We start from the raw sequence: 24,878 nt of genomic DNA on the forward strand, positions 1-24,878 counted from the left end.
CGATGGCAGCGGGTGACGCGGCGGGCAGGCCCCAGCGCTCACATGCCGTGTCCACGGCGAGTTGGGCGTGCCGTGCCCCGGGCGGGGGCGGCGAGCAGGCGGGCGAAGGGGCGGCCGGTGGCGGGGTCGACGGCCGCCAGCCCGATGGCGGTGACCCGAGCGGCCAAGCGCAGCCCCGGCAGACCTCGTCGGTGATGATCGCGGCTGCACCGAGCCACGCAGCGTACCGGGCCGCGGCGTACTGCGCCGCGGGCAGAGCTGCATCCGGTGTGACGTGAGCCGAAGGGGAGACGGGAGGACACGGGTCTCTGTCTTTCACGACTATGGACGGGTGGACGTGCAGCACGGGATGGCAGGCGGTGATCAGGAGGCACCGTCGTTCAACGGGCGTCGCTTCCTTCGAGGACGGTGGCACGGGCGGTTCTGGCAGGCATGATCGGCCAGTCCACGGTGATGCGGGTGTGCTTTTTGGCGAACACGTGCGGCTCGTGGGCCGGGCCCGCCGGAGCACGGCCGACTGCAGGGCGGGCGCTGATGAAGGGGCAGCGGGCGCCGCGATGGTTGCGCTGCCAGATCTCGACGTGCTGGGCCATCTCCCGCGCGACGAGGTGACCGTGGTCGCCGTACCCGTGGACGACGAACTCGTACCGGCCCTTGCCGTCGTCACCGTCGGCGATGCGCTCATGGGCCAGCCTGGCGAGGGAGGCTCCGCGGACGATGGCGGCGGCGGGCCAGTGCTGGGGCGGAGGGTTGAGGACCTGGTGGTCGCCGTCGGGGTCGACTGCCAGGCGGCAGAAGCCGGGCAGGGCGCCGGCGAGGTAGAGCGTGAGGAGGTCGAAGGGCTCTTGGCCCCCGACCGTGATGCCAGTGCGGGTGACGGTCGGCTGGCCGGTGAGGGCGGGGGCGAGTTGATCCACGGACAGCGGGGTGCCGTCTTCCCAGGAGAGGTGGACTCCGGTGCCGTGGACGGTGTGGCGGTTGGGGTTCCAGGCGCCGGCACCCTGCATAGCGACGAAGCCGCAGACGACGAGCGGTTCGTCGCTGTGCAGCGCATCCTTACCCTTGGTGAAACCGATGGCCCAGCGGTAACCGTGCAGGCGCAGTGGCGCGACGAGACGGCCCCCTTCGGCCAAGGCGTTGAGCCAGGGCAGGTCCCAGGTGTCGACGGTGACCACGATGGCATCGAATCCGCCTTCCGGCACCACCTCGGAGGGCAGGTGCTCGGCGTCCGCGGTGACCACGCTGACCTGGCTGTATCCGGTCTCGGGTAGAAAGCGGGCGGCTCTCTGGGTGACTACCGGGTCGATGTCGAGGGTGGTGACGTAACCGGTCGGACCGACGAGTTCGGCGATCAGGGCGGCGTTGTATCCACCGGAGCCGATCTCCAGGACTCGGTGACCGGGCTGGATGCGGGCGGCTTCGAGCATGTCGGCTTGCAGCCAGGGCGCGGAGATGGAGCTGGTGATGGTTCCGTCGTCGCTGTGGCGGATGGCGACGATATCGTCGGCGTACGTAGAGAGGAGGGGGACCTCAGGAGCGAAAGCATGCCGGGGCACGGTTCGGAAGGCGCGCTCAACTGCGGCGGAGCGGATGTGGTTGTTGGCACGGAGCTGCTCGACGAGCTGGTGGCGAAGCTCGCTCGCGTCGCTGACTTCGGTGGCCGATGAAGTCGTCACGGCATTCCTTCCGGTGTCCGTCGGACGGTTGAAGCATGGGGAGCAGGGAGGATCGGCAGCAGGCTGGTTCACTTGCCTGGCAGAGCGGTGTCCTGCCGCGGGCGGGGTGGTCAGGGGGTGTTGCTGCTCATCCGGCGCTGTAGCTCCCACAGAGTTCGGAACAGCCCTGGCTGCTGGGTGAGCTGGGCGTAGGTGCCCTCCTGGACGATTCGTCCCTCGTCCAGCACCACGATCCGGTCGGCGACGGCCACATTGGTGAGCCGGTGCGTGATTAGCAGAATGGATCGGTCCTTGGCCAGTTCGCGCAGGCCGGAGAAGATCCGGTGTTCCGCACGGGCGTCGAGGGCGGCCGTGGGTTCATCCATCACCAGCAGCGCTGCCTGCCGGTGGAAGGCGCGGGTGAGAACGAGGCGCTGCCACTGCCCGCCGGAGAGCTGCTGCCCGCCGAACCATTCGCTGGTCAGGAGGGTGTTCAGGCCGGAGCGGAGGCCCGGCAGTATCTCTGCGGCGCCGGATGCCTCGCACGCGGCGAGCAGCGCTGCATCGCTGGTGTCGCCCTGCCCGAACGTGATGTTGTCGCGCATCGTCAGCGGCAGGTACGTGAACTTCTGCGGCACCAGCGCGACATGCTCCCACGCTCCCCATGGATCGAGGTCCGCCGTGGAGACGTGGTCCCAGGCCACGTCACCCTCGGTGGGCAGCAACAGCCCGCACAGCAAGCGGGAGAGGGTGGATTTGCCGGAGCCGTTCTCCCCGACCAGCGCCACGATCTCACCGCGCTTCACGTGAAGGGAGACCTCGCTCAAGCTGTCCTTGGGGGCGCCGTCGTAGCGGTAGGTGACGTTGCGGACCTCGAAGCGCTGCGGGGCGGCAGCCACCGTCTCGGTGCCACGGGAGTCGGCCATGGCCTGTCCGTGGGCGTTGTCGAGAAAGTTTTGCCAGTCCTGCACGTACCATCCGGTGCGCACCAGGCGGGCCCCGCCGTTGATGATGCCTCGCACCGAGCCGGTGGCGGTCTGGAGGGCGAAGACGGCGCCGCCGCCCGCCGCCAGGCCCATCCGTCCCGACGCCAGGAGCCACAGGAGCGCCGTCCACACCGCGAGCGAGGCAACCCCGCCGGCCACGGCTCCGGCCAGACCCATCCAAGCTCCGGTGTTCGCGGCCTGGCGTTCGGCCGCGTTGACGGAGGCGGCCAGCTTTCGGTACCGGCCGATCAGGAAGGGACCGGCCAAACAGGCTCGCATCTCCTCGCTGGACTCCATGTAGGCCATGTGCCAGCGCAGCTTGCCCAGCATCCGGCGCCGCCCGGAGGTCTCCAGGCCGGCGAGGTAGATCACGCGGGCGGAGCGGACGTAGGCGGCGGCCTGCGGCAGGCACGCGAGGAAGAGAAGGGGAAGGAGCAGCGGATGCAGGACGGTCAGCACGGCGGCGCCGGCCGCGAGTGTCGCGGTGGCTGCGAGGACGTCCTGCGCTTCCTCGACCAGGTCCGGGGTGACCTGGGCGCCGCGGTCGGCGATGTCATAGGCGTCGTTGTAGCCGGGCTTGTTGTTGGCGGCCAGTTCCGCGCCGAGCGCGGCCTCGACCATCGTCACTTCCGCGGCCCGGCCGAGCACGGGGCGCAGTCGGCCGGTGAGCCAGACGACTGCGATCCCCAGCATCGCGCGCAGACCGGTGGCAGCGGTGATCACGGCCAGCTGCGGAGCGGCATCCCACAGCCTTTCGGTGATGTCGCCCGCGGAGATCAGCGCGGTGATCGTGCCCGTGACGGCCAGGAGGCCAAGAGCTGCGAGGATGCCGGTCCCGATCTGGCACACCAGCAGTCCGATGGTCGCACCGCGGTCCACGCCCCAGGCCATCTGTACGGAGCGCCGCACCAGTGAGGGCAGGCGGCGCGCCATGGTGCGGGAGGTCAGCTGGGAGCCGGCCTGGAGGCGTGACTCGTCGCGGTAGAGGTATTCCTCCTCTCGAACAGTGGCCTCCTGCGGTTCGTCGTCCGGCGCGGTCCCTTTCGGTGGTCGCGGCGGCTGGTCCTGTGCAACGGCCGAGGTCATCGTTCCCCCTGGGACGGTCACTGTGGCAGAGTCGTGAGGTCTAACGACACGGCTGCGATATCGAACACACGTCATTCGGTCGTGCTGGAAAGCCCGCTATTGCCTGCGTCAGGGAACCCTGCAGGCGTGGGATCCCTGACGGGGCTTGGAGCAGCTCCGAGCGGAAAGTGGCCGAAACGCCGACACCGCCGCGCGGCGTGGACAATCCGGCAGCTTCTCCCGGCCGTCCGCTCCTAACGGGGTTCCGGTTCGGTGTTCAGCAGCCTTTCCAGCTCTGCGGAGGCGTGGATGACCGCGCCCTTCAGCGCCTGGTGGTGGTGGGCGGGCAGGACGCCGGATTCCAGTCCGGCTGCGGCGATCACCGCGTTGAGCGCGTGGGCCGAACCGGTGTCCAGGGTGGACGCGGCGATGGGATGGTGCAGTAGGTCGCGGGCTGCGTAGGCGTCGAGCCGGGCCACCTCGGTGATGGTTTTGCCCAGCGTGTCCGCGCACTGCCCGTCGGGGTCCAGTTCGAGGGCGGTCAGGCCCGCCCGGGTCTGGAACACGGCGGTCGACGGATCGGGAGGGGCGCAGAGCACTGCGGCTTTGTTCAGGGTGTGTTCGAGGTCGGCCCGCGCAACCGGTACGCCGACGGGACGGCAGTGGGCGCGCAGGAGCAGGCCGATGGCGGTCTCCCAGGGTTCCGTGGGCTGGGTGGTATCGATCAGGTCGAGGGCCTGCTGGCTTCGTCCTTGTTCCATCAGAGCCATGATTTTGATCTGCCGGCCGTCGAGGAGACGGTTGCCGATGCCGCGGTGCTGGGCCATGGCTTCGGCTGCTTCGGTCCACCGGCCGATGCGGGCGAGGGCGCGGGCACCGTCGACGAGCAGGGTGACCCACAGCTCCTGGCACACCTGCCGGTGATCGGCCTCGGTGCTGGTCAGCGAGGACAGGTCGACGGTGCGGCCGTCTATCTCGGTCTTTCCTCGTTGACGGGCGGCGTGGTTGAGGCGGGTGAGGAGGTCATAGGCCGCCTCGCCTTGGCCATCGCGTGTCAGTAGCCGGGAGAGGTTGACCAGTGGCATCAGCGACATGACGCCGATCGGTCCGCTCATGCGTCCGGCGTCGGCGAAGACCTGGTGCTGGCGCCAGCACAGGTCGGTGGCCAGGTTGGGCAGGCCGACGTCGGAGGCGATGAGTGCGGCGTAGTTGAGGATGCTGCAGGTGCGGGCCACCAGGTCATGGTGGCCCGCACGTGCGGGTGCGACGGTCAGCCCGGTGAGGTGGTTGATGCGCTCTTCCAAGGGGAGCGCGGGCGCCTTGGTGCGGCGGACCAGGGGGATGCGGCTGGCTATCGCGGGGATCATCGGTTCAGCCCTTGCGCGCCCAGTCGACGGCGAGTCGGCTGTAGGGCTTGTCGACGACGAAGCGCGCCTCGTCGACCGGCAGCCAGTCACGGGAGTCGGCGACGGCCATCCGGAAGCCCGGCTCGGGGGCGTCGTTGCCGCCGCTGGCGTCCCAGGCGCGGATCTCGGTCACGACGCGCTCGGCGAGGTCGCCCCCGGCCTTGCCGTGGCCGATCACACCGACCTCCCAGTACCGGCCCTTCTCGTCTTCGCCCTCGCGGATGGTCAGGTAGGCCAGCGACCCGCCGTCGAGGGCGGCCATGGAGCCCCATCCGAAGTGCGGGGTGAAACCGGGGCGTTGGCCCGGCAGTCGGGACAGACCGTTGGGCAGTGCGCAGGCCAGGTACAGGTACAGCCACTCCCACGCCGAGCCCTGCCGGAACTTCACCCCGGTGTAGAGCTTGGTGTGCTCCTCGTCGAGAACCGTGCGCAGCGCTTCGCGGTCGACGTTCTGCTCGCTGAACGTCTCCAGGCGGACGTTGCCCTCGCCTGCCATGGGGATGAGGGTGTACACGTCGTCGCAGACGCCCTTGCGGAGCGGGACGAAGGTGGCCATCTCGCAGGAGACGGTCTTCCACGTGTCCCCGTCGCGTTCGAACGCGAAGGAGCGGGAGATGCTGCCGCGGATGCGCATCGGCAGGACCAGGCGCCCGCCGGGCGCGAGCTGGTCGAGGATCTTGACCGGGACGTCTCCCGCGCCGACCGTGAACTGGATGCGGTCGTAGGGGGCGTGCTCGGGCAGCCCGGCCGCCCCGTCGGCCATCACCGCGGTGGCGTTCTGCACGCCGGCTTCGGCAAGGTTCTTGTTCGCGCCGGCAATGAGGTCCTCGTCGACGTCGAGGGTCCACACCTGCCCGCCGGGCGAGACGATCTGGCCGAGGAGGGCGGCGTTGTATCCGGTGGCGGCTCCGGCTTCCAGGACCTTGTGACCGGGCTGGGCGCCGACCTGTTCGAGCTGGGTGGCGACGACGGACGGCGCGGAGATGCAGGAGATCATCTCCCCGTGCTCGTCGTGCTTGATCGGGACCGCGTCCTCCTTGTACGCGCGCTCCAGGTCGACGCCGGGCAGGAAGGCGTGCCGGTCGGTGGTGCGGAACGCGTCGATGGTCGCCTGGCTGCGCAGGTGGCCGCTGTCGACGAGACGCTGGGCGAGGGCTTTGCGCAGTTGGTCGGGGTCGTTCACGGGTGTCACGGTGGTCTCCATTCGAGGGAGGCTAGGGTCCGCCGGGGCGGACTTGCGGGTAGACACGTCACCTTCTCCGGTGGAGAAGGCGACGTGACGGCCGAGCCACGCGGTGGCGGCCTGCGCGTCAACGGGTACGCCCGCGCGGTTGAACGCGAAGATGGCGTGATGGGCGAGGACGCCCCGGATTCCGCGTGTCAGTCGGCCGTCGGCGGCGAGCCGACGCAGGCGGCGGCCGGCGTCCTCGAACGCGGCGACGCGCTCGCCCCAGCCCGCTTCCGGTTGCGGGCGCAGGGCGGCGTCCGCGTTCATCAGCCGCCGCATCGCGGAGACGGCCTTCTCCAGCGCGGCCCCCTGGGGCGGGTTGACGGGGGGCCGCGAAGAGGCCCACCGGGCGTACACGTCTCCGGCTTCGAACGGGTCCAGCCCGGCCTCGCGGATCATGGCGGACAGCAGCATCACGCTGCGCTCGCGGGCGCCGGGGGTACCGGTCTCGGCGAGCGTAGCCGGGCTATCGGCGCAGAACACGTCGTGCGCGACCTCCATGCCTTCGGGGCCGCCGAAAGCATGGGTCTCCGGCTCGTAGATTCCGCCTGTCCAGCCGGTGATCACACGGTCGGCGAGGAGCTGGTCCAGCACAGTGGTGGCGGGCTGTTCGGTGCGCAGGCGCACGCCGGCGTCCTTGCGTAGGAAGTGGAAACGGTGTCCGGAGAGCGCGGTGGCCAGGGTCCGTGTGGCCGTGTGGTGCGGGTCGGGGAAGGCCACGGAGGCGTGCCACCAGGAGGTGTTCGGTGGGATGGGCAGGTTCTCGTCGTCGAAGGCCATGGGCAGCGAACTCCTTGCGGGGCGGCAGGGTGGGGGTCAGGTGAGCAGGAGGGCGCGGGTCCAGCCGGCGTTGCCGGTGTCGTGCAAGGCGAGTTGGGCTCCGGCGCGGCCTTCCAGGAAGCCAGGTTTGGGCAGGTGCTCCCAGTCAGCGGCCAGCCGGCGGTGCAGGTCTTGGACGATCGGCGTGAAGCGGGCGGGCTCGGGACTGTCGGCGGCGACCGCGCGGGTGAGGGTCAGCAGCCCGGCCCAGCCGTGGCAGAGGGTCGAGTCGGTGATGCGGACGAGCTGCTGTGGGTCGCTCAGAATGGTCTTGACGGTGTCCTCGGCCGCTTGGCGCCGGGCGGGGTCGCCGAGGGCGAGCGCGGCGAGCTGTTGCGCGCGGGCGATGCCGGGCTGGCCGTAGCACCAGGACTGGCGGGCCGGTTGCGCCTCGGGTGGCTGGTCGAGGTCCAGGTGGGCTGCGGTGAACCAGTAGTGGGTGCCGTGCCGGTCGAGCCAGATCGCGAACGTGCCGATGGCCTCCTCCTGGCCGGGGACGCTGACTCCGTCGCGCAGGGCGAGAGAGAGCACGGCCAGGGGCCCCGCGATCCCGTGGGCCATGCCGTTGTTGCCGTGCCCACCGGTCATCTCCGTCCCATCGGGGCCGGCCGCCGACCACCACCCCGGCAACATTCGACCGTCACCGCAGACGGGGCGGGCGAGTGCGACGAGGCAGGAGAGCACGTCGGGCAGCCGGGGCGCGATGGGGCGGGACAGCAGCAGCGCGGCGAGCCCGGTCAGACCGCGGATGAGGTCCCATTCGGCGAGATGGGGCAGCGCGCCGGCGGCCTGACGGCGGTGGACGGCGGCGAGCCGAGCGTCCACGACGCGGTCGACCGCCGCGCGGATGTCGTCACCGGCCCCGTGCGCGCGGGCCAGGACGAACTCCAGGGCGGGTGCGCCGTGGAAGAGGCTGGCGTTGCTGCCGGTGCTCACGCCCTGGGCGGTGGCCTGGGCGAGGTGTCGGCGGGCCGAGACCAGGTTCTGGCGCTCGATGTCGAGCAAGGCCATCCCCAGGGCACCCTCGGACAGGTCCTGCGTACGGGGCACGGTCGTCGTCATGAGCGCCTGGCCAGAGGAACGACGATGCTGTGGGCCCGGCCGCCGATCCACCCGTCGGCGTCCGGCGGGGGCGCCTCGTGCAGGGCGGCGACACCGACGGGGCTGGCATCCAGGTGCGCGCGCAGCAGGTCCAGGTCGACGTCGCGGGTGAGGTCAAGGGCGAGGTGCTGGTCGTCCTCCGCCAGGAGCACCTGCTCCGGCACCCGGAACCGGGCCCGCCAGGCGTGGAGTTGATCCGCCCACTCCTGCAGCGGCGCGGTGCGGACAGGCAGTATGCGACTGCGGATCTTCCACCGGGCGGTGGCGAGGATGCTGCGCCGGTAGGTGAGGGCCGGAGTGAAGGGCAGGGCCCAGGCCGCACCCCAGTCGAACCAGGTCACCTGTGGGGACACGGCCCGGCTGATCTCGCCGAGGAAACGGGCCATCGGCGGGGTGTAGTTGTTCCACAGGAAGTTGATCGCGGTGGGGGCCAGCAGCTCCAGCGACTTGCCCGTCGCGGTCTCCACCAGCTGGGGGCGGCCGTCGGCGACGGTGACCGACAGGTCGGCGGGGAAGAGGACGTTCGGGTCGGGGCGCCGGAATTCGCCGACGCTGACAACGCGGGGCAGGGCCTGCGGCGCGCGGGTGAGCAGGTCGGCCGCTACCCGACCGGCGTGGAAGGAGAGCTGCGCGAGTTCCGCCTCCGGATCGACGGTGGGCAGGCTTGCGTACGCCGCCTCCGTGCCCGGCAGCAGATGCCAGAACCGGCCGGTCATCGATCCTGCCGAGCGGGAGACAGTCAGCACGCGCAGCCGAAAGTCCCCACGGTTCAGAGCCGGGATGGAGAAGGCGTGGACCTGTGCAGCAAGTTCGAAGTGGGGTGCCAGATCGTGTGGTTTGTCGCCGGCCGCGGCTTCCAGTTCCTCGATCACCGCCCCGCTCAGCGCGACAGTGCGGCTGCCTTCGGCGGCAGCGGTGCCAGCCAGCTCCAGCAGCAGCCGATCACGCCGGGACATCGGCCGGGGTGGTTCGCTCGCCATGAGGAAGCCGGCCGGGAAGCCCACGCCCAGGTCAGGATCCGTGGCCACGTCCACCGGCACCATGGAGTTCTCGCCGTAGAGCTCGGTGAATCGCTCGATCCATCGCTGCCATTTCGGTGTTCCGGCCGGGTGGGTGACCAGGCGGGCCAGGACGGTCGCCGCGGTTTCTACTTCAGTAAGCACCTGCTCGGGCAGCCGCACGTCGGCGTCCAGCCGAAGGTCGCACGCTGTCCGCAGGCCAGCTGCCTGAACGCACGCCACGGGCGGCAAGACGTCCCTGGGGTCGGCGACGGTGGCGGGCGCACGCAGCGACGAGCGCAGCAACCGCACCCGCAGCAGTTCACTGAGCAACTGGTCGCGCGCGGTGTCACTCACGGAGGGGAACTCCGTGGCCAGCTTGTCTGACAACTGGCCGTACCTGATCGGCGTTCGGGCCAGATCAAGGACGAGACGCAGCGCGGGGCTCAGAGCGATGCGGAACTCGGCATCGCCCTCGGAGGGCACGTGGATGTGCTGGTCGCGCTGCTGAATCAGGGTGTTGACGCAGACCTCCGCACTGGCCATGCGCGCAGCGTCGCTCTCCCAGTCGCTGAGCATCTCCTCGAGTCCGGCTGGCTCTGGGCGGGCCACGGCCTGGTGCTCGTCGCCGACGCGAACGGACGTGGTCTGGGCGAAGCCGAGCGGGGCGACACCGGCGAATAGACCGTAGGGGGTGGAGCGGCGTGCGTAGCGGATCGCATAACGGGCGGTGGACAGCGCCGCCCGGCGCATCCGGCGCACCTTCGGCGTGCGGCCATCGGTGATGGCCTGTACCCGGTCCGCCAGATGAGGGCTCGCTTGCGACACGGTGTGGCAGAAACCGGTGTCGGACCACACCCTGCTCAGCCACGCGCGCCACTCCTCCACGGATGCCGTGCGCATCGGCCAAGGCGGCATGGCAGGTTCGGCCGTGTGGACTGCAGCGCGCAGCATGGCCTGCCCCGCTGCCTCGTACAGGCTGAGCCGTTGCCGTGTCATCAGTATTTTCCTCATCTTCTGGGCGGGACGGGCCGGACGGGGAGAGCTTCGTCCGGCCCGCGCAGCCGGGATGAACCGGCTTACGAGGTGGTGCAGGCACTGGGGCAGGAGCTGCCGCAGTTGTCGCCGGTGCCGCACATTAGGACCGTCTCGGTCGCCGGCGTTCCCTCGATGAAGGTGATGTCGAGCCCGAACGGGTCGTCGTCGGCCTTCACGAGGTCGGCCTGCGCGGGAGCGGTCGGCTTTTCGGTCTGGGTGGCGGTCATGCATGCCTCCTGTAAGGGGCGGATGGTGCGGGGTACCGAGGCCCGGTCGGGCCCCGGGGTCTGATGCCAGACGAGCAGGCCGGCGAAGTCGCCTGGCCTATGGCGTCCGGGGGGGCGGGGTGCGGTGCTGTCAGGCTGCCGCGGGCTGCGCCAGCAAGGTGTTTTCGGCGGCGTGGTCCAGTACCTGGGTGAAGTGCTCGGCCCGTTCGTCGGCCTCGGCCTCTTGGGCTCGGGTGAGTACCGACAGGCCGCGCATGGTGAGCCAGCGCTGACGGTCCTGGACGAGCGCGGCGGCCTCATCTCGCTCGGCGTCCGTATGTAGAGTCCGCATCTCGTACACGGCTGTTAACTCTGGTGTGCGCTGGTGCAGCGGTGCGGAAGACGCGTTCACTGGTTCGCTCCGCTCTCCACCGTGCCGGTCCTGGCACCCAGTAGGCGCCAGGCGTGGGCGAGGACGACGAGTTGGGTGACGTCGACGGCGCCCGTCTCATCGAGCAGTTCGTCGAGTGCGGACCGGAGATCGGCGGGGGCGATCAGTTACTTGCGCGTGCGTGCGTGAAGCGCTGTTGCCAGAGCTCTGACGTGCTTGTTTCGGACTTGAGCGGTACAAGATCAGGGGTGGTCCAGATCCGGTTGAACGTGTCGAGGCCGGTGGCGTTGATGATCTGGCCCACGCTGTCGGCGGCCGCATTGAGGTACTTCAGGGTCTCGGCTCGTTGGGGGGTTTCGACCAGGGCCCGGTAGCGGAGTGTGGCGTGCGGGCTGACCTCTCCGGTCGGTACCGGCTCGCCGAAGAGGATGGTGGTGATCTGCTGATCCGCCCAGTACGCGTGGCCTTCCACAAGAAAGGCGTAGTCACGGTCGGCTATGCCCCTGTGACTGGAGTAGAGCGTGTCCATCAGGTGCCACATCGCGCCGCCGTCCGCCGCGTACTGAGCGATGTGGGTCAGCTCGTGAGCGATGATCTTGTGCAGCGTGAGATGGTCGTCGAGCCGGCCCGCCTCGCGCAGGGCCTGGGGAAGGACGGCCAGCTCGGGCTGGCCCTGCCGGAACTCGACGGCCTGAGCTCCGATGGTCGGCCAGACGGTACGACGGGTGGCGCGTAAGGAGGCCGCCAGCGCCTTCGCAGCGCGCACACTGCTGAGCGAGGGGCGCAGTTCGCGTACTTCTGCGCGCGCCAGTCGCTTGCTGTGGCGCCAGTGCGCTGCCTGCCATTGGCGGGCAGACATCGTGCGGAGGACCACGGTGCCGGGCAGAGCCAGCCCCGTCACCTTCTCGACCAGAGGGGCGATGGGTTCCACCGCGGCCTCGAGGCGCTCCACCAAGGGGTCGAACTTAGATCCTGCGGCATGTTCAACAACGGCTTTCATCGTGTGCTGCTTTCCCGGAGAAGGTACGGAGCGAACAGTGAGGCCAGGGCGGCGGTGCGACGTTCGAGCTTGGAAATGGGGGCGGCTGCCTTCACTTGTTCAGGCACGGTCGAATCCCCGTTCCAGCTCCGCGTCCGTCACCGCGAACGCGAGGGCGGCGTGTTCGAGCTCGGCGGCATGGACGTAGTGGTCCACGGGGTCGGGCCCGAAGGCCACCGATGCGATGCGGCTGCTGGCGAAGTCGGTGGTTGCCTCATCCAGGCTGTACGGCATCTCGCGCGCATCGGTGTCCTGGTAGCTGTCGCCCGTGCAGGAGGCCGGGAGCTTTGGCTGGTTGCGCAGGCCGTGGATGATCCCGGCGAGCGTCACGGCCAGGGCCAGATAGGGGTTCGCGTCGGCGCCCGGCGCGCGGTTCTCCAGGTGCGGGTTCGACTCCTCGCCGGTGATACGGATGGTGCACGTGCGGTTGCCGTGCCCCCAGGTGAAGCGGGTGGGGGCGAAGGAGTGCGGGCGGTAGCGCTTGTAGGAGTTGGCGGCGGGCGCGTACAGCGGCGCCAGGTGCGGCAGGGCGTCGAGGAGCCCGGCAACGGAGTGCTGCAGCATCTCGGGCAGCTCACTGCCCTGCTCCATCCAGAACGCCGAGTCCTCCTCATCGCGCCATAGGGACACGTGCAGATGCAGGCCGCTGCCCACCCCGGTCTGCGGGGCGGCCATGAACGTGGGCGCCATCCGGTGCTGTGCGGCGAGATGGCGCACCGCGTGCTGGTGGACGGTGTAGACGTCGCAGGCCGCCATCGGATCCCCGTAGGGCCACGTCACCTCGACCTGGCCGGGTGCCCCCTCCGTCTTGATCGCCTCGGGCGGGCAGCCTGCTCCGTGCAGCGCTGCACGGAGGTCGTGGAAGAAGGCGCTCAGGGTCGGCGGGTGGTCGAGTGCGTAGTCGAGGTTGTAGGGCGAGACGGGCGTGAGCCCCCGGTATCCGCGGCGGCGGGCCTGCGCTTGGGTGCCCTTGTAGAGCATGAATTCGCTCTCGATGCCGACCTTGGCTCGATATCCGAGGGAGGCGAGTTTGGCGATCTGCTGGCGGAGCATCTGCCGCGGGGCGATGTCGATGGGCCAGCCGTGGTGGACGGCGTCGCCGTGGATGAGGACGGTGCCGGGCAGGTAGGGCAGCCGGCGGATGGTGCCTGGGTCGGGGACGACGTGCAGGTCCTTAAATCCGTCGTGCCAGCCGGTGAGGGAGTATCCCGGCTGTGGGTTCATGTCCCAGTCGGTGGCCAGGACGTAGGCGCACATCTCCGACTCGAAGCGGTCCAGGAACGTGCGGGCGTCGTGGAGCTTGCCCTTGAGGCGGCCCTGCATGTCGGGGACCGCGAGCATCACCGTCGTGATCTCGCCTTCTTCCACCAGGCGGACCAGGTTCCCCGGCTGCTGGGAGCCCGCCGTCAGGACGGGAAAGTCGTTCCGTTCGGTCTCGTGGGTCATCACAGCACGCCCTCGGACAGGGCCACGGTTTCGGCTTCGGTGCCCAGGGGCGGGATCTTGTAGGAGCGTCGGCCTTTGGTGATCCAGGTGAGCCACGCGATGAGCAGGACCACCGCGAGGGCGATGCCGGCGTAGTTGAAGGACTGCACGGTGATCGGGGAAGCCTGCGGCAGGCAGAAGACGACGGTCAGCACGCTCACGTAGCCCACCGAGATCCAGCCGAGCGGCCGGCTCCAGGAGCCCAGGTGCCAGGGACCCGGGGTGAACTTGTCGGCGTGACGGTGTCGTAGATAGACGGGGATGACGTAGGCGGGTGTGATGCCGATGACGTTGATCGCGGTGACGGCCGCGTAGGCGGTCGGCGAGTACAGGCTGGGCAGCGCCAGGAACAGCGCGACACCGACGGACAGCCACACCGCGGGGACGGGGGTTTGGGTGCGGCTGCTGACGCGGCGCCAGGTCGCGGAGCCGTACAGGGCCCCGTCACGCGAGAACGCGTACACCATGCGGGAAGCGGCGGCCGTCTCCGCGTTCCCGCAGAACAGCTGGGCGACGATCACGACCAGGAGCAGTCCCTTGGCCACGCCGGTGCCCAGGACGTCGATGAAGATCTGCGCCGGCGGCACCCCGGTGCTGGTGCCCAGGGTGCCCGCGTAGTCCTCGATCGCGAACAGCAGCCCGGCCAGCAGCACGAATCCGGCCGCCCAGGACCAGGCGATGGCCCGCACGATGCCCTTGGGCGCTGCGATTTGTGCACCCTTGGTCTCCTCCGACAGATGGGAGGAGGCGTCGTAGCCGCAGAACGTGTACGCAGCCAGCAGGCAGCCCAGCGCGGCCACGTAGATGGGGTTGTCGAAGCCGGTGCCGTTGTTGACGTGGGTGAAGACGAAGTGGGCGCTCTGGCGCTCACCCGGGGCCAGGGCCAGGGTTCCGACGATCAGCGCGACGCCGGCGAGCTGCCACCACACCGAGATCGAGTTCAGCACGGTGACCAGGCGCACCCCGAGCGTGTTGAGAGTGCCGTGCAGCAGCAGAATGCCGGCGAATATCAGCATCGTCGTCTCAGGCGTGGGCTCAAGTCCCCACTGCAGGTTGGCGAACGCGCCGACGAACAGTGCGCACCCGTAGTCGATGCTAGCGATCGCGCCGAGCAGGCCCAGCAGGTTGAGCCAGCCCGTCACCCAGGCCCAGCGCGGGCCGCCGAGGCGGTGGGCCATGTAGTACAGGCCGCCCGAGGTGGGATAGGCGGAGGTGACCTCGGCCAGACACGCGCCGAGGATGAGAGTCATGGCGCCGATGCCGACCCAGCCCCACAGCATGACGGCAGGGCCACCGGTGTTGAGGCCGTAGCCGAACAGGGTCATGCCGCCGGCCAGGATGCAGATCACGGAAAAGCTGATCGCGAAGTTCCCGAAGCCGCCCATGCCACGTTTCAGCTCGGGCGTGTAGCCGTGCCCGCGCAGCGCCGCGTCATCGTCCAGCGGACCGCGGCTAGTTGATCGTCTGTACGACATCAGGCACCTCGGGAGAGAAGGGAGGAGGGGTGAGATGGCGTGGTGCGGGTGGTAAGTGCAACGGAAGGATCCTTGGAGGAGTCGGAGGAGAGAAGGGCGAGCACAAGGGTCCGCGGCTGCGGAGGGTGGGCCTCGGATGGTCATCGGCGGCCCCTGGATCTCAGGACGGGTCGACGGGCCTTGAGGAATTCCTCCTGCCACTCCTGCGGCTCATGGGCGACCTGGGCCCACGGCGCAGTGGTCACGTGGGGGCCGATCGCCTCGAACACCGGGCCGGTATGGCCTACGCCGGTAGCCGTCAGGGCGTGCGCCAGGTGGTTGAGATCCAGCAGGGAGCGAGTGTCGGGCTGCCCCGGCACGGGCTGCGTCGGCTCGAACCACTCATGCAGCGCCTGGCGAGCGTAGTGCGCTTTGTCCTCAGTGACCCAGTACGCGAGCACACTGGCGGTCTGCCGCGTCACCCACTGCTTGCGGTACTGATCGACGAACGCATACAGCGGCAGAACCTTCAACGCGGACCCCACGGGGGCCCTGGACGCCACCCACTGCGCGAAGGTGATCAGCTCATTGCCGCGGGCACGGAAGACGGCGAGCATCCGGTGGAACGCCTCACGGTTGTGCGCATCGCGCTGGTGCACCGCGTCCAGCAGCCGCCAGGGCCCCGGCGGCAGCAGGTCCTCACGCGCGATCCAGTTCAGCGGGCTGTGCGGCCGCCTGGGGTCGTCGTCAGCCTGCGCGAGCGTCATGAAGCACAGCGCTGGCACCGGATCGGCCTTCCACTCCGCGGCCGCACTGCATGCGTAACGGGCCTTGAGGATGGCCTGCATCAGCTGTGGCCGGGAGACGCTGTTCCGGTGGGCGAGGACCGCGCGTTCGCTCAGCACGCGGGCCCGCATCATCCAGGCATTCCAGTCCTCAGGCTCCTCCTCAGCCCACATCTCGATAGCCTCGGTGCCCACCGCCGCGCGGCCCAGGACCTGACTTCGGCTACACCGCAGTGACCAGGAATCCGTCCTGGCGAGCAACTCCTTCGTGGACAGCCACCGATTCAGCCGCAGATCCTCCAAGGCGAGGCGCAGGTCATTGTCTCGGCCGGCGGGGTGCGGAATCGTCAAGTTCATGTCAGAAGAGCGCATCAGCGAGCCCCCAGTGCGAGGGAACTGGGAGGGCAACGACGGCGCACTCACCTGGTGCGCGTAAGAAGGGCATGGGAGGGCGATTCCTCGAGGCAGGGGATAGGGCCGTCGGGCCGCAGCCCAGGTGATCCGCCAGCCATAGGGGGAGCCGGGACTGATGGCTGCGGCTCGACGGGGCTTGTTGGGTCAGCCGGAGGTGGCTGAGAGCTTGGATGACAGGGTCTGCGTCTGGAGCCGATTCGCCCACTCGGCGTGCGGTTCGAGACCCAGGGCGTAGCGCCGATCGTCGAGCCGTTCCGGTTCCACGACACGGTAGAGCTGGAGGAAGCCGGCGTGCGTGGGGACATAGAGCGTTCCGAAGCGCTGCGGCTGCCTGTGGTTGAAACAGATCCGATCCGCCAATAGCGCATAGTGCAATGGGTCGGCGTCGTCTTGGTGCACAGCCTTACCCAGCGCCTCCGACGCGCGGGCCTGCAGGGCGCCGTCGGTGCAGTACGTCGAGATCCGCCAGGCGGCCAGCGAAGCGCGCTGGCCGACGAGCTGGTAGCCCGGCCAACCGTGCTCGTCCAGGATGCGTCGTAGGAGGTCTGCCTCCGCGGCGAACAAGCCAGCAAGGGCTTTGGCTGCCGCTGTGTCCGCTCTAGGCATGCTCGCTTCGAGCCTCTCTGCGCGCCACAGGCAACGCAGGAGGTCGATGCCGAAGTCGGGTGGGGCGGGTTTCGTCGTCGTCATGGGGTCATCAGCTCGAAAGGTCAGCAGCCGGCGGACAATGAGAATTCCCTTGGCGCGGTTTGTGTGATCAAGGGACCTCGTGGAGGGAGAGGGCGCACCAAGTGGTGAAGCCGTCGTCGCTGATGCCCCAGTCGTCGGCGATGGCCTCGACGAGAAAGAGTCCACGGCCGCTCTCGTCCAAAGAGGTAGCTGCCCGTAGCTCGGGAACCTCGGGCGAACCGTCGCGGACCTCGATCCGCAGGTGACCGTTAATAAAGGACAAACGCACTCCGACATCACCGCGGCCGTGTCTGAGCGCGTTGGTGACCAACTCGGTGACGAGTAATTCGGCGTCCGCGATGAGCGCCGATCGTTCCCAGCAGCTCAGGCCGGCCCGTACGACACTGCGTATCTGCTGTGGCCAAACCAAGTCCACAGGAGCTACAGCTCCGTTTCCAGACCCATGGCTGCGAGCGAAGACCACCTCAAGGCCGGTGCGTGGAAGGAAACGGAAACTGGCGCTGGGAACGTTACGAGTGATGATTGCAGTCGATGTCATGCCGCCTTCTTCACAGATTCTCACTTTGCGATCAGCGCTCAGCAGCCAGGAATGGTTCGGCATACTGGTGTTGATAGTGCTCGAGGCGTGGAAGTGCTTCATATACGGCTATTTAGTTGTCGGGCATGGCCTACCTGCGTGCGGTCACCGCAATGCTTGTGTAGCTGTAGAGCTGCCAGACAACTCAGTGGCACCCGGGCTCCTCCGCGTCTGGGGACTTGCCTTGGTCGGTGGGGCTCGTAGACGAAGCTAGAGCGGTTGCGGGCCAACTCCCAAGCAGATTGCGCGAGTTTGCAGCAAGTTGATTGACCAGTCACAACGCATCACAGACCATCGCTGAGTCGAGCAAACCTGAGCAAGGCAGCAGACAGGAGAACAACCATGAAGCTACGGTTCCTTGGTAAGAACTCCACGGTCGGTGACTGCCCGACCTTGTACGTCACGGACCAGGAGACCTATCTGGTCCAGGGCTGGAAGATCTTCGCGAACGATCTGCTGATGCAGCTTGAGATCCCGGAGGGGGAGACAGCGGTGGAGGTGCCCACGGAGCTGTTCGAGCACCTCACGAAGGACGACCTAACAGTCGGAGAGATCAGGCGCGTCGAGGATCCGATCATGATCCTCACGCCGAACGGTACGTTCGTCGTCCAGGGCCACGAGGTGACCGACCCCGAGGCCCTGGCCCAGATGGAGATTCCGGACTACGAGACCGTGGTCGAGGTTCCCAAGGCCGCGATCACCGCCCTACTGGAGGAACCGCGTGGAGCTGATCTCCAGCGCCGAGCGCAACCAGCTCTTTGAAAGCTTCGCGCAGGACGCATTCCATCTGGAGCTGAGGGACGACTACTCCGTCCCTGACGAGGACAGCCCGTTCACGAGCTGGCTTCGCGGCGAGACTGTCGACTACTCCTACATGGAACCCTGGACGCGGCTCATCAGGCGCATCACGGACGAAGGGAAAACCATGCGCCGCGTCCGAGTGGTCACCGAACCGCACACCCCCTACATCCAGTGGGAGCACGCCACCACAGCCCTGAACGAGGAAGCCGGCGAGGAGATCCGCTGGCTGCCCCGGCACCGTCTGCCAGAGGGCATCACCTTCCCCGTGGAAGGTAACGACTGGTGGCTGTACGACGACCGCCTGCTCGCCGTGGGCCACTTCTCCCCGGACGGCAGGGTGCTTGGATCGGAACTGGTCGAGGACCCAGACACCGTGGCCGAGTGCGTACACCTACGGGACCTGCTGTGGTCCGCCGCCATCCCGCACCCTGAGTACAAGCCCTGACCGACCGGTGAGCACCCAAGTACAAGAGGCACTGCAAGCGCTTGGTGCCCGGCTGCGCGGCTTCCGCAAGGACGCCGGATTTGCCAGCGGCCGGGCCTTCGCGCATGCCACCTCGTGGCAGGAGTCGAAGGTCTCCCGCATTGAGAACGGCAAGCAGCGCCCCAGCGAGGACGACATCCGAGTCTGGTGTGAGACCACCGGCCAGGGCGATCAACTCGGCGACTTGGTCGCGATCGTCCGCCATGTCGATGAGCTGTGGCTCGAATGGCGCCGACAACTCCAGACCGGCGTCGAGAAACGACAGCGTCAAGCTATTCCGGTGTACGCCAAGACTAAGGTCTTCCGCATCTGGCATCCCACTCTCATCTGGGGAACCCTCCAGACCGCGGACTACGCTGCCGAGGTCTTCCAGCAGGGCGTCAGCTACTACGAGATCCCCAACGACACCGAAGCGGCCGTGGCGAAGAGGCTCGAACGACAGCAGTACCTGTACCAAGGCGACCGCATCTTCAACGTCCTCCTCGGCGAACAGGCCCTCTACACCAACTTCGGCGGCCCAGAAGTGATGAAGGGACAGCTCGACCGCCTCCTGGCGGTGATGCGCCTTCCCCGCCTCAGCCTGGGCATCGTCCCCAAATCCGCCCCGACCCTCATTTGGCCGGGCAACGCGTTCTCGATGTTCGACAGCCGACTCGTCCTCGTCGAGACCTATTCGGCGGAGTTCTCCGTGTCTCAGCCCCGAGAAATTGAGTTGTACACCAAGGCGTTCGCCCTCCTGAAGCAGTCAGCGGTCTACGGCACCGCCGTCCGAGAACTCATCTCCACGGCGATCCAGCACTACGACCAGATCCCGAACGACTAGGAGAGCGCTCCATGCAGCCGATGGCCCCGAACTGGCGAACCAGTTCCTACACAGAAACGCAGAACTGCGTCGAAGTAGCAGACAACGACCTGACTGTGGTGATGGTCCGGGACACCAAGGCGCGCGGCCGGGGAATGATCGAAATCCATCGGGCTACGTGGGTGGCTTTCGTAGAGCACACCGTCAGTTCGAGCAGACCCAGACGAGCGACCCGGACCCGTCACGGGTGACCTACTTCGACGAGCCGAAGCTCTTCGTGAACACGGGCTTCGCCCACGGCCGGCTGGGCGAAGCGGCGGACTGCCGAACCGTTGATCGCGGACGCCTTACGCAGGGAAGGTCGGGACAACCAGCGCTGCTGTGCGTTTCACGCGTTCTGGCTGGCCAGGACCCAATGGGTCAGGGAAAGCTCGACCAGGCGTGCCACACTGCCACGCAGGCTCTGGAGTCCGCGTCGAGCGTGGTGTCGGAGCGGGTGACGGGTTATCTTAGAGAGATCTAGGCCAGTTGGCTCCCGACAGGCAGGAATCCGTAGCTCTGGCCTTCGAGGCCCGGCTACAGGAAGTTCTCACACCGGTCAGCGGATCGTTTCGTCCATGAGCAGGTAGAGCAGACCGACCAGAGACCCGCTGCTCACGACCTCGCGACGGTCGATCATCCCTCGTACCTCGCTTAGGGGGATCCACTCGATGCGGTCGGACTCGTTCTTCTCCGTGGGCGGTCCGGAGTAGGTCGCGCCGTCTACGCGGAAGACGTGATGCTGCGAGTCGGTGATGCCGTTGGCCGGCTCGGCGTAGATCAGAGACTTGACGGGGCCAGGGCGCCAGCCGGTCTCCTCCAGTACTTCGCGCGCCGCTGTTTCCTCCGGGGTCTCGCCCTCTTCGACCAGGCCCATGGGAAGCTCCCAGGCCCACGAGTTGGTGATGAAGCGGTGCCGCCACATCATCAAGACCTCTTGGCGGTCGTTGACCACGGCGGCCACGGCCAGGTGCCGCAGGCGAACGACGTGGTACTCCCAACGGCGCCCGTCCGGCTGCTGGACATCCACCAACCACAGGTTCACCCAGGGGTTGTTGTAGATCTGGCGCTCACCGTGGGTCTTCCACTCCATGCCCGCGGCCCCTCTCGATCGGACTTCAGAATCTCAGACCGATCGAGAGGAGGACGAGGAGGACGAGGGCCCCTCTCTTTTCGCGTCACACTGACGAGATGCGCGGTGAGCGATCACGGTCCCCGCCCGGCAGCCTCAGGGCATTGCGCGCATTTCTACATCGAATTACGAGCTCTACGGCCCCAGCCGTGCTCTGCAAGGAGTGATGTACCGCATCCTCTCCGCCGGTCAACGCTTGCGGCTGGAGTCGTTCACTCCGCTGGTCGCTGTTGGTGTGGTGGGTGCCGGGGGCGTAGTGCGCCGGTTGGCTCGGGTGGAGGTGTCGTGGGGACTTTCCGGTAGGGCGGGTGGGTGGGCGCTGCGACGTAGACGCCATATGAGGACGTCACTGATGGAGTCGGCGGTGTAGAGCTCGCCCCGTCGGGTCGCGTCGGCGAGCAGGGCGGCCGGGTCGTGGCCGGCTTTGCGGGCGTCGTCGAGGGTGGCGGCCGGGGCGGACCAGCTTCCTTCGGTTTGGATGCCGTGGGCCAGACGCGGCAGCACCTGGTGGAGCAGGTCGGCTTGTCGCTGTCGGGCGCGCGGGGACAGGCGCTGACCTCGTCGGCCAAGGGCAGTCATAGGCTCGACCGCGGTCACTTGGTAGGCGGTGCGGAGGTGTCCGGCGGCTTGGCGGGTTGCGGCAGCCTGTTGGCTGTGGTGCCTTTTAGCGTGCCAGTTTGCTGCGGTGATGGCGAGGAAGAAGGCCATCGCCGCCTGGCTCCCCAACACGGAGCATGACCTGGCTAGCCACCTGCTGGCATTTGCGTCGTGAGTCATCCTCGCGCGCAGGCCCGCTGGGGGAGAGACGCTGGGTGGTGTGCCCGCTCCTACTGCGGGTGTGTCTCGTTGACCACCCAGGACAGGTATGCCTCCGACCCTCCGGTGACGGGCAGCGTGATCCACTGGGGGACGTCATACGGGTGCTTCTCGTGCAGCCACGCTTCCAGTGCTGGGAGGCGGTCCGCTGACGTCATGTACGAGATTCGCCACTCCTGCGCCGATTCGACCTTGCCCTTCCACCAGTAGAAGGCGGCGATGGGCGCATCGATGTGAACGCCAGCTGCCAGCTTGCTTTCAACCGCGCCTCGGGCGAGAGCCTTCGCCTGACCTTCGTTGTCACTGGTCGTCTGCGCGATCACGATCTCGTGGTCCATGCGGCTACCTCTCCAGCTGGGATACAGCGACCCTATCCAGATTGTCCGATGCAGGGTCATGTCCCGCTGGGTGGTGTAGTCAGGGCAGTAGTTTCGGTTCCGGTTGGGCGGTTGATCTGCGGTTCGCGTTCGGTTGGCTTGGTAGTGCAGAGGTCGGCCATGGAGGCTTTGGAGAGGTAGCGGCGGTCGAAGACCTGCCATTCGTCGTGGAGTTCGCAGAGGACCGCCGCAGCGAGTCGGTCCAGTGCCTAGTGAAAACGAGAAGCGGCGATGAACGCGGTGGACGAAGAGCGCATGTGCGGGCGGACATCAGTACGGCGTCATTGGGGGAAGCTGTCCGATTGCACCGAGCTGTCGGGCCTCGCGCGCAGACGCGTTGGAGAGTTCCTCAAGGGACGTGCCGTGCCGGAGCGGGTCGACGACGCCGTTCTGGTCACCTTGGAGCTCGTGGGCAACGCGCTCAGGCATACAGCCAGCGGACCGGACTGCATGTGCGTGGAGGTCTACCAGGACGTGGCGGTATTGCGGGTCCACGATGCGGGACGGGATGTCTCCAGAGTCCGGGCACGCTCCGCGGGAAAGTCGCTGGATGAGCTGACGGGCAATGGTCTCGGGTTGCTGCTCGTCGAGGAGTGGCCTGCGAATGGTCGGTCCAGCTGACCGCGATCGGCAAGGAAGTGATTGTGGTGCTCGCTCTGGATGGTGGTGGGCTATCCGAGCGGGACGCTCTTCCATACATCCCAGCGGTACGTCCGTCCCTCACGACGGAGCTCCACCAGCTGGACGACGGACACCAGGAGTTCGACGGCCGGGAGGGTGCGGAGGCTTGAGACCGCCTCCACGACAGGGGCGGCGGGGCGCCGACGGTTGTTGTACGCGAGGCTCAGGTGCGGCCGGAAAGCGGACGTCGGCTTCTTCGGAACCGAGCCGACGTCGCTCCCTGCCTTGGCCAGCGCATGGTGAAGCAGAAGCAGGGGTTCCCATGGACCGAGGGACAGCCGGACGGCACCGCGGGAGCCAGCCAGCGGCATGGCGCGTACTGAGAACGCGGAGGGCAACAGCGTTTCGGCGTCCCGCGCCAGGCTATCCAGCTGGCCGGGTGTGACGACGTCAGCTGTTCCTACTCGGGCGAGGGTGGTGTGCAGTCCGTCCGTCGGCACCGGGTCGAGACCGAGAGGAGCCAGCTCCTCCTGACAGCGCTCGGCAAGAGCAGCGAGCCGCTGAGCCTTCGGGAAGGTCAACATCCAGTAGTATGCACGGCTGCCATCCGGCCAACCGTGGCGTGCCCAGTGGTCGGTCATCTCGTCGAGTGCGCTGAACGCTGCCCAGTCGTGGGCCGCGATGACTACCGGATCGTGCGTATTGGCGGGTGGATCGGCGGGGAACGCGGCGGGATCGGCACTGAGCAGGGGCACCCGTCGAACTCCTTCGGCTTCACGCTGCTCTGGAGCACGACGACACCGACAGCGCCTACGACGCGGATGACGCCACGGCCAGGGCGGCCGGCTGCGAGCTCCAGGTCCGGAACTCCTTGCCATAATCGCGCACCGCCGGGTGATCATGGCGGGGAGCGGGGACGCCGCCCGTTGGCCGAGAGGGTGACCGAACTGCTGCGGACCCGGGCGGCGTCGTGGTTGAGGTCGGGCTTGTAGCCGTCCTCGCGGACGACGGTGGCGATGATGTGGATGTGGTCGTCGGCGTGCCGGACGGCCGCCCACCGGCATCCTGTCCCCTGTTTGGGGTCGTCGATACCTGCGGCGGTGACCATGCGGCGGGCGATGTCGCCCCACTCCTGGTCGCTCAGGATGCGGTCTTCGGCGGCGTTGCGGACAGACACATGCCAGACGTGCTTCTTCGGCCGCTCGGAGCCGTCGATGTTCTCCAGGGGCTGGTCGAGGAGCTGCTGGAGCTGTTTGAGCGTGGCGCTCTGGTCGCGGCCGGGGTCGGGGGCGTTGCTGTCCCAGGATGCGACGAGGTGCGGGTCGGTGTGCTCCTCGAACTTGCCCGGCCCGTAGAGGTAGTACAGGAGTCCGAGGGTGCGCTGCCCCCGTTTGTGGATCCTGGGGATCATGCCGGTGCCGCGTCCTGGCCTTGCTGGAGGAGCTGGTCGGTGGCGCGCTGGACGCGTTGGACGGCGCGTTGGGTGGCGGCGATGACGGCGTCCAGTTCGGGTGGGTGAGCGCCGACGTTGATCGCGCGTGTGACTTGGTTGAGGTTGTTGCCGACGTGGCCGAGATGGCGGCGGGCGGCGAACAGTTCGGCGATCACCTCACGCTCGTCGGCGACGGTGCTTGCGGTCCGATCGAGGTCGCGGGCGGCGGAGAGGGTAGCGCGGGCGAGGAAGCCGGCGAGGGTGAGGCCGGCGGCCTTCGCGCCGGCGGTCACGAGGGCGAGTTCGTCGTCGCTGAAGCGGGTGTTGCGGACATGCGGACGCTGGCGACGCTGGTATTTGCGGCGGCGTGTACGCGGCTGCTCAGGTCTGTCCTGTGTCCCCTCTGGCTGCGATCCGCCCTCGGTCGCAGCCTCCTCGTCCGGCGTCCCCCGGCGCCGGACGAGCCCCTGCCCCCCAGGGGCAGGGGAACCTTTGGATACTCCGCTCAAGGCGGAGTATCCAAAGGGATAACTTGCTCCGCCTGGGGCTGGGGAGGTTGCGTTCTGGTGCGCCTCAGTGGACGTCTGAGGAGGACGTTGATGCATGGAAGCTCCTTGGCAGCGTATCTGACGCGGCGGCGTGGTCTGTGGCGGTCGGGGCGTGAGAGAGGGCAGGCGGGGCCGGGACGGTCCCGCGGGGATGCACCGGATCGGGGACCGCGGAGACCGGCCTTCTTCATCCGGTCCCGGCGAACGGTCCCCGTGGCCGGTCCCCGCTTGAGGGGACCGTGCTACCAGTCGGTCCCCGCGTGTATCGGTCCCGGCAGGCGACGAAGACGTCGGTCCCCAATCCCCAATCCCCGGTCCCCGCATGATTGGTCCCCGGGTGTGCTGCGGGGACCGAGGCTGCTCTTGTAGGGCGTTGTACTGCTTGTTGTCCCCGGTCCCCGGTCCCCGGTCCCCGGTCCCCGGTCCCCGGTCCCCGGTCCCCGGTCCCCGGTCCCCGGTCCCCGGTCCCCGGTCCCCGGTCCCCGGTCC

The 24,878-nt window shown here is 68.2% G+C and carries 24 protein-coding genes and 3 pseudogenes; 6 read left to right on the top strand and 21 right to left on the bottom strand.

Translation table 11 applies throughout. The features are described 5' to 3' along the window. Positions 1–380: 380 nt before the first annotated feature. The 14 genes from fxlM (ACFYXC_RS28930) to ACFYXC_RS28995 all read right to left on the bottom strand — a co-directional run bounded on the left by fxlM (ACFYXC_RS28930) (position 381) and on the right by ACFYXC_RS28995 (position 17,175). Positions 381–1,676: a methyltransferase, FxLD system gene (gene fxlM / locus ACFYXC_RS28930; protein ID WP_389554815.1), complete on the bottom strand. Its 1,296-nt coding sequence runs from the start codon at positions 1,674–1,676 to the stop codon at positions 381–383. A 110-nt stretch (positions 1,677–1,786) separates the two neighbouring features. Then, the gene (locus ACFYXC_RS28935; RefSeq protein ID WP_389554817.1) at positions 1,787–3,727 is read right to left on the bottom strand and encodes an ATP-binding cassette domain-containing protein; all 1,941 of its coding nucleotides are present in this window, start codon (positions 3,725–3,727) and stop codon (positions 1,787–1,789) included. 233 nt (positions 3,728–3,960) lie between these two features. Beyond that, the gene (locus ACFYXC_RS28940) at positions 3,961–5,073 is read right to left on the bottom strand and encodes a hypothetical protein (RefSeq protein ID WP_389554819.1); all 1,113 of its coding nucleotides are present in this window, start codon (positions 5,071–5,073) and stop codon (positions 3,961–3,963) included. A 4-nt stretch (positions 5,074–5,077) separates the two neighbouring features. After that, on the bottom strand, positions 5,078–7,120 hold the full coding sequence (gene fxlM, locus ACFYXC_RS28945; protein WP_389554821.1) for a methyltransferase, FxLD system: 2,043 nt from the start codon (positions 7,118–7,120) through the stop codon (positions 5,078–5,080). Positions 7,121–7,156: 36 nt separating this feature from the next. After that, positions 7,157–8,221, bottom strand: a complete 1,065-nt coding sequence (locus ACFYXC_RS28950; protein ID WP_389554823.1) for a lanthionine synthetase C family protein — start codon at positions 8,219–8,221, stop codon at positions 7,157–7,159. Continuing rightward, a complete protein-coding gene (locus ACFYXC_RS28955; RefSeq protein ID WP_389554825.1) occupies positions 8,218–10,257 on the bottom strand; it encodes a lantibiotic dehydratase family protein in 2,040 nt (679 codons plus the stop codon). Before ACFYXC_RS28955 ends, ACFYXC_RS28950 begins: the two co-directional genes overlap by 4 nt. An 80-nt stretch (positions 10,258–10,337) precedes the next feature. Further along, the gene (locus ACFYXC_RS28960) at positions 10,338–10,523 is read right to left on the bottom strand and encodes an FxLD family lanthipeptide (RefSeq protein ID WP_366782877.1); all 186 of its coding nucleotides are present in this window, start codon (positions 10,521–10,523) and stop codon (positions 10,338–10,340) included. Between the two features lie 130 nt (positions 10,524–10,653). After that, a complete protein-coding gene (locus ACFYXC_RS28965) occupies positions 10,654–10,854 on the bottom strand; it encodes a hypothetical protein (RefSeq protein ID WP_389554827.1) in 201 nt (66 codons plus the stop codon). A 202-nt stretch (positions 10,855–11,056) separates the two neighbouring features. Beyond that, positions 11,057–11,893, bottom strand: coding sequence for a hypothetical protein (locus ACFYXC_RS28970; RefSeq protein ID WP_389554828.1), 837 nt, complete (start codon positions 11,891–11,893; stop codon positions 11,057–11,059). A 99-nt stretch (positions 11,894–11,992) separates the two neighbouring features. Next, positions 11,993–13,378, bottom strand: a complete 1,386-nt coding sequence (locus ACFYXC_RS28975; protein ID WP_389554830.1) for a glutamine synthetase family protein — start codon at positions 13,376–13,378, stop codon at positions 11,993–11,995. Next, complete coding sequence (locus tag ACFYXC_RS28980) at positions 13,378–14,892, bottom strand: amino acid permease (protein ID WP_389554832.1); 1,515 nt, start codon at positions 14,890–14,892, stop codon at positions 13,378–13,380. Before ACFYXC_RS28980 ends, ACFYXC_RS28975 begins: the two co-directional genes overlap by 1 nt. A 140-nt stretch (positions 14,893–15,032) precedes the next feature. Then, complete coding sequence (locus ACFYXC_RS28985; RefSeq protein ID WP_389554834.1) at positions 15,033–16,013, bottom strand: hypothetical protein; 981 nt, start codon at positions 16,011–16,013, stop codon at positions 15,033–15,035. Positions 16,014–16,214: 201 nt separating this feature from the next. Next, positions 16,215–16,760 carry a DUF6624 domain-containing protein gene (locus tag ACFYXC_RS28990; RefSeq protein ID WP_389554836.1) on the bottom strand — a complete coding sequence of 182 codons (546 nt, stop codon included), beginning with the start codon at positions 16,758–16,760 and terminating at the stop codon, positions 16,215–16,217. 67 nt (positions 16,761–16,827) lie between these two features. Then, positions 16,828–17,175, bottom strand: a complete 348-nt coding sequence (locus tag ACFYXC_RS28995) for an ATP-binding protein (protein ID WP_389554838.1) — start codon at positions 17,173–17,175, stop codon at positions 16,828–16,830. A 504-nt stretch (positions 17,176–17,679) separates the two neighbouring features. On the opposite strand from ACFYXC_RS28995, the gene ACFYXC_RS29000 reads away from it, so the two are divergent. From ACFYXC_RS29000 to ACFYXC_RS29020, 5 genes and pseudogenes are all read left to right on the top strand, one after another. After that, positions 17,680–18,099 carry a hypothetical protein gene (locus tag ACFYXC_RS29000; RefSeq protein ID WP_389554840.1) on the top strand — a complete coding sequence of 140 codons (420 nt, stop codon included), beginning with the start codon at positions 17,680–17,682 and terminating at the stop codon, positions 18,097–18,099. Beyond that, complete coding sequence (locus tag ACFYXC_RS29005; RefSeq protein WP_389554842.1) at positions 18,059–18,583, top strand: DUF6879 family protein; 525 nt, start codon at positions 18,059–18,061, stop codon at positions 18,581–18,583. Before ACFYXC_RS29000 ends, ACFYXC_RS29005 begins: the two co-directional genes overlap by 41 nt. A 7-nt stretch (positions 18,584–18,590) precedes the next feature. Further along, positions 18,591–19,445 (top strand): helix-turn-helix domain-containing protein, encoded by an 855-nt coding sequence (locus ACFYXC_RS29010; RefSeq protein WP_389554844.1) that lies wholly within the window; start codon positions 18,591–18,593, stop codon positions 19,443–19,445. 20 nt (positions 19,446–19,465) lie between these two features. Further along, on the top strand, positions 19,466–19,675 hold the full coding sequence (locus tag ACFYXC_RS29015; RefSeq protein ID WP_389554884.1) for a DUF397 domain-containing protein: 210 nt from the start codon (positions 19,466–19,468) through the stop codon (positions 19,673–19,675). Further along, positions 19,621–20,045 (top strand): annotated as a pseudogene (locus ACFYXC_RS29020) (hypothetical protein); the annotation flags it as partial. The gene ACFYXC_RS29015 and the pseudogene ACFYXC_RS29020, both read left to right, overlap by 55 nt. Here ACFYXC_RS29020 and ACFYXC_RS29025 read toward each other — a convergent pair. The 4 genes and pseudogenes from ACFYXC_RS29025 to ACFYXC_RS29040 form a co-directional block, all read right to left on the bottom strand. Beyond that, the gene (locus tag ACFYXC_RS29025) at positions 20,023–20,556 is read right to left on the bottom strand and encodes an NUDIX hydrolase (protein ID WP_389554846.1); all 534 of its coding nucleotides are present in this window, start codon (positions 20,554–20,556) and stop codon (positions 20,023–20,025) included. The pseudogene ACFYXC_RS29020 and the gene ACFYXC_RS29025 overlap by 23 nt on opposite strands. Before the next feature lie 228 nt (positions 20,557–20,784). Beyond that, complete coding sequence (locus ACFYXC_RS29030; RefSeq protein ID WP_389554848.1) at positions 20,785–21,174, bottom strand: relaxase; 390 nt, start codon at positions 21,172–21,174, stop codon at positions 20,785–20,787. Between the two features lie 248 nt (positions 21,175–21,422). After that, complete coding sequence (gene cutA / locus ACFYXC_RS29035) at positions 21,423–21,749, bottom strand: divalent-cation tolerance protein CutA (RefSeq protein ID WP_389554849.1); 327 nt, start codon at positions 21,747–21,749, stop codon at positions 21,423–21,425. A 56-nt stretch (positions 21,750–21,805) separates the two neighbouring features. Beyond that, a pseudogene (locus ACFYXC_RS29040) lies at positions 21,806–21,997 on the bottom strand (hypothetical protein); the annotation flags it as partial. A gap of 22 nt (positions 21,998–22,019) precedes the next feature. On the opposite strand from ACFYXC_RS29040, the gene ACFYXC_RS29045 reads away from it, so the two are divergent. Next, positions 22,020–22,409 (top strand): hypothetical protein, encoded by a 390-nt coding sequence (locus ACFYXC_RS29045; RefSeq protein ID WP_389554851.1) that lies wholly within the window; start codon positions 22,020–22,022, stop codon positions 22,407–22,409. A gap of 50 nt (positions 22,410–22,459) precedes the next feature. On the opposite strand, the gene ACFYXC_RS29050 is transcribed toward ACFYXC_RS29045, so the two are convergent. From ACFYXC_RS29050 to ACFYXC_RS29060, 3 genes and pseudogenes are all read right to left on the bottom strand, one after another. Continuing rightward, positions 22,460–23,164, bottom strand: a complete 705-nt coding sequence (locus tag ACFYXC_RS29050; RefSeq protein ID WP_389554853.1) for a 2'-5' RNA ligase family protein — start codon at positions 23,162–23,164, stop codon at positions 22,460–22,462. A 179-nt stretch (positions 23,165–23,343) separates the two neighbouring features. Beyond that, positions 23,344–23,820, bottom strand: a pseudogene (locus tag ACFYXC_RS29055) (relaxase/mobilization nuclease domain-containing protein); the annotation flags it as partial. Further along, on the bottom strand, positions 23,817–24,713 hold the full coding sequence (locus ACFYXC_RS29060; protein WP_389554855.1) for a MobC family plasmid mobilization relaxosome protein: 897 nt from the start codon (positions 24,711–24,713) through the stop codon (positions 23,817–23,819). The gene ACFYXC_RS29060 and the pseudogene ACFYXC_RS29055, both read right to left, overlap by 4 nt. Between the last annotated feature and the right edge of the window lie 165 nt (positions 24,714–24,878).

The organism is Streptomyces sp. NPDC002701 (genome assembly GCF_042889045.1).
In the GTDB taxonomy this organism is placed as follows: Bacteria; Actinomycetota; Actinomycetes; order Streptomycetales; family Streptomycetaceae; genus Streptomyces.

Bases quoted from the DNA above. Each gene is read 5' to 3' on its own strand.
- ACFYXC_RS29060 (WP_389554855.1), bottom strand. From the start codon at position 24,713: ATGCGGGGACCGGGGATTGGGGATTGGGGACCGACGTCTTCGTCGCCT.
- ACFYXC_RS28940 (WP_389554819.1), bottom strand. From the start codon at position 5,073: ATGATCCCCGCGATAGCCAGCCGCATCCCCCTGGTCCGCCGCACCAAG.
- ACFYXC_RS28955 (WP_389554825.1), bottom strand. From the start codon at position 10,257: ATGACACGGCAACGGCTCAGCCTGTACGAGGCAGCGGGGCAGGCCATG.
- ACFYXC_RS28965 (WP_389554827.1), bottom strand. From the start codon at position 10,854: ATGCGGACTCTACATACGGACGCCGAGCGAGATGAGGCCGCCGCGCTC.
- ACFYXC_RS28960 (WP_366782877.1), bottom strand. From the start codon at position 10,523: ATGACCGCCACCCAGACCGAAAAGCCGACCGCTCCCGCGCAGGCCGAC.
- ACFYXC_RS28935 (WP_389554817.1), bottom strand. From the start codon at position 3,727: ATGACCTCGGCCGTTGCACAGGACCAGCCGCCGCGACCACCGAAAGGG.
- ACFYXC_RS29030 (WP_389554848.1), bottom strand. From the start codon at position 21,174: ATGACTGCCCTTGGCCGACGAGGTCAGCGCCTGTCCCCGCGCGCCCGA.
- ACFYXC_RS28975 (WP_389554830.1), bottom strand. From the start codon at position 13,378: ATGACCCACGAGACCGAACGGAACGACTTTCCCGTCCTGACGGCGGGC.
- ACFYXC_RS29025 (WP_389554846.1), bottom strand. From the start codon at position 20,556: ATGGAGTGGAAGACCCACGGTGAGCGCCAGATCTACAACAACCCCTGG.
- ACFYXC_RS29015 (WP_389554884.1), top strand. From the start codon at position 19,466: ATGGCCCCGAACTGGCGAACCAGTTCCTACACAGAAACGCAGAACTGC.
- ACFYXC_RS28990 (WP_389554836.1), bottom strand. From the start codon at position 16,760: ATGACGACGACGAAACCCGCCCCACCCGACTTCGGCATCGACCTCCTG.
- ACFYXC_RS29000 (WP_389554840.1), top strand. From the start codon at position 17,680: ATGAAGCTACGGTTCCTTGGTAAGAACTCCACGGTCGGTGACTGCCCG.
- ACFYXC_RS28980 (WP_389554832.1), bottom strand. From the start codon at position 14,892: ATGTCGTACAGACGATCAACTAGCCGCGGTCCGCTGGACGATGACGCG.
- ACFYXC_RS28970 (WP_389554828.1), bottom strand. From the start codon at position 11,893: ATGAAAGCCGTTGTTGAACATGCCGCAGGATCTAAGTTCGACCCCTTG.
- cutA (WP_389554849.1), bottom strand. From the start codon at position 21,749: ATGGACCACGAGATCGTGATCGCGCAGACGACCAGTGACAACGAAGGT.
- ACFYXC_RS28985 (WP_389554834.1), bottom strand. From the start codon at position 16,013: ATGAACTTGACGATTCCGCACCCCGCCGGCCGAGACAATGACCTGCGC.
- fxlM (WP_389554821.1), bottom strand. From the start codon at position 7,120: ATGGCCTTCGACGACGAGAACCTGCCCATCCCACCGAACACCTCCTGG.
- ACFYXC_RS28950 (WP_389554823.1), bottom strand. From the start codon at position 8,221: ATGACGACGACCGTGCCCCGTACGCAGGACCTGTCCGAGGGTGCCCTG.
- ACFYXC_RS29045 (WP_389554851.1), top strand. From the start codon at position 22,020: ATGAACGCGGTGGACGAAGAGCGCATGTGCGGGCGGACATCAGTACGG.